Annotated in this window: 5 protein-coding genes; 4 read left to right on the top strand and 1 reads right to left on the bottom strand. The window is 45.1% G+C overall.

Features of this window, described 5'->3' with window-relative positions:
- Positions 1 to 267 precede the first annotated feature (267 nt).
- Entirely contained in the window at positions 268 to 1806 is a 1539-nt protein-coding gene (locus tag QUB16_RS27630) for a SagB/ThcOx family dehydrogenase (RefSeq protein WP_333321120.1), read from the bottom strand.
- A gap of 227 nt (positions 1807 to 2033) precedes the next feature.
- Here QUB16_RS27630 and QUB16_RS27625 point away from each other — a divergent pair, with 227 nt between their 5' ends.
- From QUB16_RS27625 to QUB16_RS27610, 4 genes are all read left to right on the top strand, one after another.
- Complete coding sequence (locus QUB16_RS27625; protein ID WP_333321118.1) at positions 2034 to 2555, top strand: pentapeptide repeat-containing protein; 522 nt, start codon at positions 2034 to 2036, stop codon at positions 2553 to 2555.
- Positions 2556 to 2760: 205 nt separating this feature from the next.
- Positions 2761 to 3093 carry a hypothetical protein gene (locus tag QUB16_RS27620; protein ID WP_333245086.1) on the top strand — a complete coding sequence of 111 codons (333 nt, stop codon included), beginning with the start codon at positions 2761 to 2763 and terminating at the stop codon, positions 3091 to 3093.
- A 33-nt stretch (positions 3094 to 3126) separates the two neighbouring features.
- A complete protein-coding gene (locus tag QUB16_RS27615) occupies positions 3127 to 5205 on the top strand; it encodes a dynamin family protein (RefSeq protein ID WP_333321116.1) in 2079 nt (692 codons plus the stop codon).
- A 14-nt stretch (positions 5206 to 5219) separates the two neighbouring features.
- The gene (locus tag QUB16_RS27610; protein ID WP_333321114.1) at positions 5220 to 6890 is read left to right on the top strand and encodes a dynamin family protein; all 1671 of its coding nucleotides are present in this window, start codon (positions 5220 to 5222) and stop codon (positions 6888 to 6890) included.
- Positions 6891 to 7100 lie beyond the last annotated feature (210 nt).

The following is a 7100-nucleotide window of genomic DNA, read 5'->3' as shown; positions in this document are numbered from 1 at the left end:
CTTTGTGGAACACCGAATTTCACTCTTTGTGGAACAGGCATCTTGCCTGTTCTGTTGTATTTTTAGGGCGGGCGGGACGCCCAACCCCTACTCCCCACAAGAATTTCACTCTTTGTAGAACACCGAATTTCACTCTTTGTGGAACAGGCATCTTGCCTGTTCTTGAGAAGGGTGTAAGATGTTAATTTCATCAAACTTGACTGTAAAATTTAGATGCGCCTGGGCTTAGTGAAGCAATACTACTGACAAATAACAACCAACTTATTGTCACGATCGAGGTCTTCCGAGACTTGTAATATAAAGCACAGCCTCACCCGCAGGAATACCGAGAACGTCATTGACACGATCGTCAAAAAAGCCGCCGATACCGCTGACACCCAAACGCAGTTGCATAGCTGCTAAATTCAACCGCTGGCCCAAATGACCCGCGTCCATGTGCAAGTAGCGATAAACTCGATCGCCATATTTTGCTACAGCCCTGTTCAAATCCGCCGTGTGAAACAACAGCGCCCCCGCATCTCTGCCCAAGTCTTGCCCCAAACACAAAAAATGCAGTTCCCTGCGGAAATTTTTAAACCGAATTTGCCGCAATTCTTGAGCTTTCGGAGCGTAATAGTAACAGCCTTCTTCTAACCCATGCACTCCCGAAACAGCAATAAAAGTCTCGATCAAACTTAGATCGAAATAGTCTGGATTACCGTCTAATCCTTGGTCGATATAGTGCTGCGGCTGGTAAGTAAAATCCAGCATAGCTAGCAGTTCGCCCAAGCTCAAAGAAGCACCTGTATAAGCACGGGTCGAACGCCTTTTGAGCATAGTATTTTCTAAAGTTTCCAGGTTCACTCCCCAAGGAATCGAAGGAGTGACCGTCGAAACTTTAGTACAAAAGGGAAAGTTGTATTTATCCTCTAATTCCCCTTCACTTTCATCAAGTTTCCAGCCGTCAGATCCGGTAGGGTCTGATTCTAAATGCGTGGCTTTGTGGAGGTATTTTAACAGTTGACCGTCGGAAATTTTCGGGTAATCTGTGGTGGTGTTTCCGGGCAAAGCTGTTTTAAATTTAGGCAAGTTTTGGTCAATATCTAGCAAGTCGGCTAAAGCAACTACACAAATCGCTCCTTCTTGCTCCGAGTCAATGTAAAGTAATTCATTGACAGCTTCGTCCGCGAATCCTCCAATCAGGTGAGGTCGGTAATCGTTGACGGCGCAAGCTAACTCGATATTGCTCAATAAATGGCCAGTGTCTAGAAAAATTCGCCGATAAGCTCGGTCTTCGTAACGCCAAGAAGAACGGAAAAAAATAGTGGTAATGGCGATCGCCAATTGGGTATTTTCTAGCGCTGGCGACTGGAAACAAGCTGCTTGCAATGTCGGCCAAACTTGACTGTCCCAAAAATGAACAAGTGAATGAGTTCTGCACTGATAGTTGTAGAGTCCGGCCGGCAACTGGGCAGTGCCACGGGAGATTAAATAAACCTCTGCTGGGTAGAGTCCACCCGCCGAGGGTGCAGATCGCAAATACAGGTAGCTGTCGTCTACCGTCTGCACTTTCGCCGTCAACCCGTAGCTGCACAGCAACAAGCTAGATAACCGATGCCACCAAGCGGCATCGGGATCGGCATCGGCATCCTCGGAGGGGTCTTTTAGATAAGGCTTGAGGTCAAAATAGGCTCCAATTTTATATTCTTTGAAAGGAACAGGTTGCTCTGTCCAATCTAGCTGTTTACTTTTAGCAGCAATGGTTTCAGGGTCGTATTTTGTCCGTTCGTGGTAGTGCTGAGCAATGGAGAGAGGAAGTTCTGGCATATTTCAGTAGAGGATTCGCTGTGGTTTCTCGATCGATCTTGACATTACTAACCGCTTACTGGTCGAGCAAGGCAAAAATTTACAAATATAAAAAAAATCTTAGAAAAAATGCGACTGTTGTTACACAAGCTTAACATAATAAGAGACATAAGTATAAATACACAGAACAATAACCATTAATTACTGTTATGGATTGGCTGCAGTAGCTGTCGTCATGAGGAATGAAAATGCAAAAGCTAAGCGCTGAGGAATTGCTTGCTCAGTATGCTGAGGGCCAGCGAAACTTTAACGCCGTTGACTTAAGTGAACATAACTTGTTTCAAGCAGATTTGACAGAAATAAATCTTTCTGGTAGCGTTCTGAGGCGAGCTTATTTGCCCTACGGAAATTTGACTCAAGCCAATCTTTATAAAACTGATTTGCAAGATGCTGAATTGGGCGACATTCAACTTTATCAAGCTAACTTGTCGGAAGCAACTTTATCAAGAGCCAACTTATCAAGAGCAAATTTGCGTCACGCCAATTTGCAAGGTGCTAATTTGCAGAAAGCCAATTTGCAAGGTGCGGATTTGTATAATGCAGATTTGACGAATGCTGATTTGAGATATGCGGATTTGAGCCGAGCTAATTTGGAGAAAGCAAAGTTAAGCAAAGCTCAATTAGGGGGCTGCAACTTATTTCGATCGCGCTTGGTGGATTTGTCGGAAGCTGAGTGCGATCGCACTACTATCGGGCCCGAAGGCTATTGATGATTTGCAGCGGCTAGCCTAGGGCGTAGGGCGATCGGCTCAATTAGTCGTGAAGCGTAGTTATCCCGTAGGGAATCGCCCTTTTTAAAATTTCTTAACATTTCTCGACAGGCGGGAAAATGTGAGTTACAGTCGTAGAGAACTTATCGATCCGCAACATTGACAATAAATAACACTTTTTCCAGCGGAAAACAGGCTAAAATTTATGAATTCTCCTGACAACAAATCCCGCGAACTCCGGCGCAAAGAACAAGAACTGCGGAAGCGAGAACAAGAAATTCGGCTCCGCGAACTAGAAGCCGAAATTGACCGCTCAGTGCCCGAACATCTAACAAGCAAGTACCAAGAACCAGACAGCCAAGTTAACGGCAAACTCAAACAGTGGCGCCGAAAAATTATAGCAGCCGCTCAATTTACAGGCATTGTCATTGCTGTTATCGTTGCAGTTCGCATAGCATCTTGGCTGGCAGCCGCCCTGATAGTGGGAGGCATTGCTTTCATAGCTTACAAAATGTTTATTGAAGAAGACAAAAGTTGAAAAGCTCACGCAGGAAACTATCAGGAAACACCCATGAACCTTAAAGTAGAAACTAGCAACTTTCTCAACGATTTAGAGCGAGTAGCCGCCGTCCGCCGAGAAATTGCCACTCGCCTCAGCAACATCGCCACAGCCATCAATCAATCAGAATTAGCAGGAGGAGAAGCATCGGGAAAACTCGGTTTAGAAACAGACAACGCCGACATTGATGTCGCCAGTAAAAACTTGCGCCAAGGAGTCTTTCGGCTGCTAGTCCTAGGCGACATGAAACGCGGTAAAAGCACTTTTCTCAATGCGTTAATCGGCGAAAACTTACTGCCCAGCGATGTAAATCCCTGTACAGCTTTGCTGACAATTTTGCGCTACGGTTCCGAAAAAAAAGTCACCGTTTATTTCAATGACGGCAAAAGCCCAAAACAGCTAGATTTTAAAAGTTTTAAACAGAACTACACAATTGACCCCGCTGAGGCAAAACGCTTAGAAGAAGAAAAGAAAGCAGCATTTCCAGATATCGATTGCGCCGTAGTAGAATATCCCTTACCTTTGCTGGAAAAAGGCATAGAAATAGTAGACAGTCCCGGACTGAACGATACAGAATCCCGCAACGAATTATCTCTCGGTTACATCAACAACTGCCACGCTATTTTGTTTGTACTCAGGGCAACTCAGCCTTGCACAATGGGCGAAAGACGCTATCTAGAAAATTACATCAAAAATCGCGGCTTGAGCATTTTCTTCCTGATAAATGCTTGGGATCAGGTGCGGGAAAGTTTGATTGACCCGGACGATCCTGAAGAATTGGCAGAAGCAGAAGGGAAACTGCGGCGGGTTTTTCAAGCTAATTTGGCTGAATATTGTTTAACAGAAGGCCACGACATTTACGACGAGCGAGTGTTTGCAATTACCTCAATTAAGGCGCTCAGGTTGCGGATGAAAAACCCGGATGCGGATTTGGCAGGAACTGGTTTTCCAGAGTTTATGGCGGCACTGAATACGTTTTTGACGCAGGAAAGGGCGATTTCGGAATTGCGTCCGGCGAGGACTTTGGCGCGTCAAATTTCTGCTCGCGTCCGCGAAGCTGTTGGGCGCCGCTTACCATTACTCGATCGCGATGTCAATGAGTTGAAAGAAAAGATTAATTCAGTTGAGCCGGAGTTTAAAAAGCTGACTCAGATTCGCGATGAATTTCAACAAGAAATTATGGAAGTTAGAGATAGTAAATCGCGGGCGATCGCAGATTCTTTTCGCGCCTACGTTCTCAACTTAGAAAATACCTTTGAAACAGATTTCTTACGGTATCAACCGGAACTGAGATTTCTGGATTTCTTCAGCCAAGGCAAGCGAGAAGCTTTTGAAGCATCGCTCAAACGAGCATTCGAGCAGTACATCAATGACAAACTAGCAGCTTGGACTCTCACGGCCGAACAAGAAATGAATTCAGCATTTTCGCAGCTATCGAAAAGTGCCGCAAATTACGGAGCATCTTACACGAAAGTGACTGAAAAAATTACCGAAAAACTGACGGGACAAAAAATACCAGCAGCAGTCAGCAACTCGAACGAAGATAACTCGCCCAGTTGGGCAAAATGGGCGATGGGATTGTTCTCGCTAACGACTGGAAATCTGGCAGGTGTAGCAATGGCAGGAGCGGGTTTTGATTGGAAAAATATCCTGCTCAACTTAATCACTGTGTTGAGCGTCAGTACGATTCTTGCTAGTTTGACGGGGATTGTTTTGGGGCCGCTGTACTTGGCTTTGTTGGGCATGGGTGTTGGGGTTTTGCAAGCAGACGGAGCTCATAAACAGTTGGTGAAAGCGGCGAAAAAAGAGCTAGTGAAATATCTGCCGCAGGTGGCTCAAGAGCAGTGGCAGCCGATTCACGATGCTGTGAAAGAGTGTTTTGATGTTTACGGGCGAGAAGTGGGCGATCGCATGAATGCTGATATTACTTCTCGGAAATCTGAGTTAGATAATTTGCTGGAACAAAAGGAATCTCACGAGATTAATTTTCAGGCTGAATCGCAGCGGTTGAAAAAATTGGAGGCTGATGTTTCTGCCGAGTCGCAGAGTATTGAATCGCTATATCAAGCTTTCCTAGCATCCGCTAAATGAAATAAAACAACAATATGCAACAACCCGAAATTTATCAATACCTGACCGACTATCTCAAATCAGCCCTCGGTATTCTCGAACTTGACAAAAACTCCCAACTGTATCGAGATACTACCTCAATCTGCGACTATCTCGCCAAACCAACTTTTCAAGTTGCTGTCTTTGGCCCGTTTAATTACGGCAAGTCCACTTTGCTCAATGCAATGCTTGGAAATCGTGCTTTGCCGATCGACCTTGTGCCCACTACAGGCGCTGCCATTTATGTCAACTACGGCGAGGAATTGCACGCAAAAATTACCCTGAAAGACGGCAGGGAAATTAGCGAACGGGGGACTGATGTTTTGAAACGCTACGCCATCCTTGACGACGCGAGACAAATGCGGGATGATGTGGCGGCCGTGAATGTTTACTGTCCCCATCCATTCCTGCAAACCGGTGTGGAATTGCTGGATTTGCCGGGAACCAACGATCGCGAAGAACAGGATAATTTGGTTCGGGATAAATTGCTAACGGCTGATTTAGTTGTGCAGGTTTTAGATGCTCGCAAATTGATGACTTTAGGCGAACGGGAGAACTTGAGAGATTGGTTGAGCGATCGCAACATCAACACTGTCGTCTTTGTTGCCAATTTTCTCAATCTACTCGAACCAGACGACCAAAAACAAGTTTACAATCGGTTGTTGTTTGTTGCCGAAAGTTTTCGCTCCAATTTGCCGAACAATATCAGCAATATCTACCGCGTCGATGCTTTGCCGGCTTTGAGGGCGAGGCTGAAAGGAGATGTGGCGGCCGCCCAAACTACAGGAATTGCCAGCTTTGAATCGGCTTTGCAAAGTATTGTGGCAGCTCAACAGGAACAACTAGCAGTTAAATTGCCCAGAATTGAAGCTATAGCTACTAAAATTTGCCACTCTCTCCGAGCCAAAGCTGAAACTGTCACCGCAGAAATAGCCACAGCTCAACAAAAGCACAAAGACAAAATTGAAATTAAACAAAAAGCCGAAAAACTGATATCAAAAGGCTTTCAAGCCAGCGTTTCCGACTTCGAGATTTGGCTTTACCAGCCCACACTTTTGCAGCGGTATCAATCGGAAATGGCGCTGTCGCTTCAGGAAGGAAGTTTTGATGCGTGGAAGCTAAAATTTCAGCGAGAGGCGTTACATCAGCAGCAAACCATCGCAGAATGGGTAAATAAAGCTTGCGAATTCTTTGAGAAAGAACCGCCGATCGCCCTTTTGATTTCCTTTCCTCCATCCCCGCAAGTCAGTTTACCGGAACCGCCACCACCTCCAGCTCAAAAGTCGAACGAGGGCGAAGTGACTCCAGTGGCGATCGCCACTGGCTTAGGTTGGCTATTGGGCGGGCCTGTGGGAGCCGCAGTAGTCGGCGGTGCTAGCTATATTTTGAATAAAAGAACTGGGTATGAAAAGCCGCCTGAATCGTCAGAAGCTTATCTCAATCAAGTAAAGGAAATTTGCAGTGAGGCTGCTAAAAACTATCTCGCTCGCTTCAGCACCGATACTTTTTCTATGCTGCAACACTACAAGGAAATCGCCGGAAAAGTTATCTGTTTTCAAGACAGCAAAGAGCCATTAAATGTGAATGTTCAACAGTACCAGTTACAGTTAGTAAATAATTTAATCGAGAACTTAGAAGCACAATTGGATAGAATAAAAGTTATATGATTTGAGATTTTAGATTAGTTTCATGGCCCTGTCAAATCCTCAAGAACAGGCAAGATGCCTGTTCTACAAAAATTCAGTTTTATTTTGGGAAGAACAGGCAAGATGCCTGTTCCACAAAAATTCAGTTTTATTTTGGGAAGAACAGGCAAGATGCCTGTTCCACAAAAATTCAGTTTTATTGTGGGAAGAACAGGCAAGATGCCTGTTCCA

Origin of the sequence: Microcoleus sp. D3_18a_C4, assembly GCF_036702415.1 — a bacterium.
In the GTDB taxonomy this organism is placed as follows: domain Bacteria; phylum Cyanobacteriota; class Cyanobacteriia; order Cyanobacteriales; family Microcoleaceae; genus Microcoleus.
This window is presented reverse-complemented; position numbering and strand designations above follow the sequence as displayed.

Bases quoted from the DNA above. Each gene is read 5' to 3' on its own strand.
- QUB16_RS27620 (WP_333245086.1), top strand. From the start codon at position 2,761: ATGAATTCTCCTGACAACAAATCCCGCGAACTCCGGCGCAAAGAACAA.
- QUB16_RS27615 (WP_333321116.1), top strand. From the start codon at position 3,127: ATGAACCTTAAAGTAGAAACTAGCAACTTTCTCAACGATTTAGAGCGA.
- QUB16_RS27625 (WP_333321118.1), top strand. From the start codon at position 2,034: ATGCAAAAGCTAAGCGCTGAGGAATTGCTTGCTCAGTATGCTGAGGGC.
- QUB16_RS27610 (WP_333321114.1), top strand. From the start codon at position 5,220: ATGCAACAACCCGAAATTTATCAATACCTGACCGACTATCTCAAATCA.
- QUB16_RS27630 (WP_333321120.1), bottom strand. From the start codon at position 1,806: ATGCCAGAACTTCCTCTCTCCATTGCTCAGCACTACCACGAACGGACA.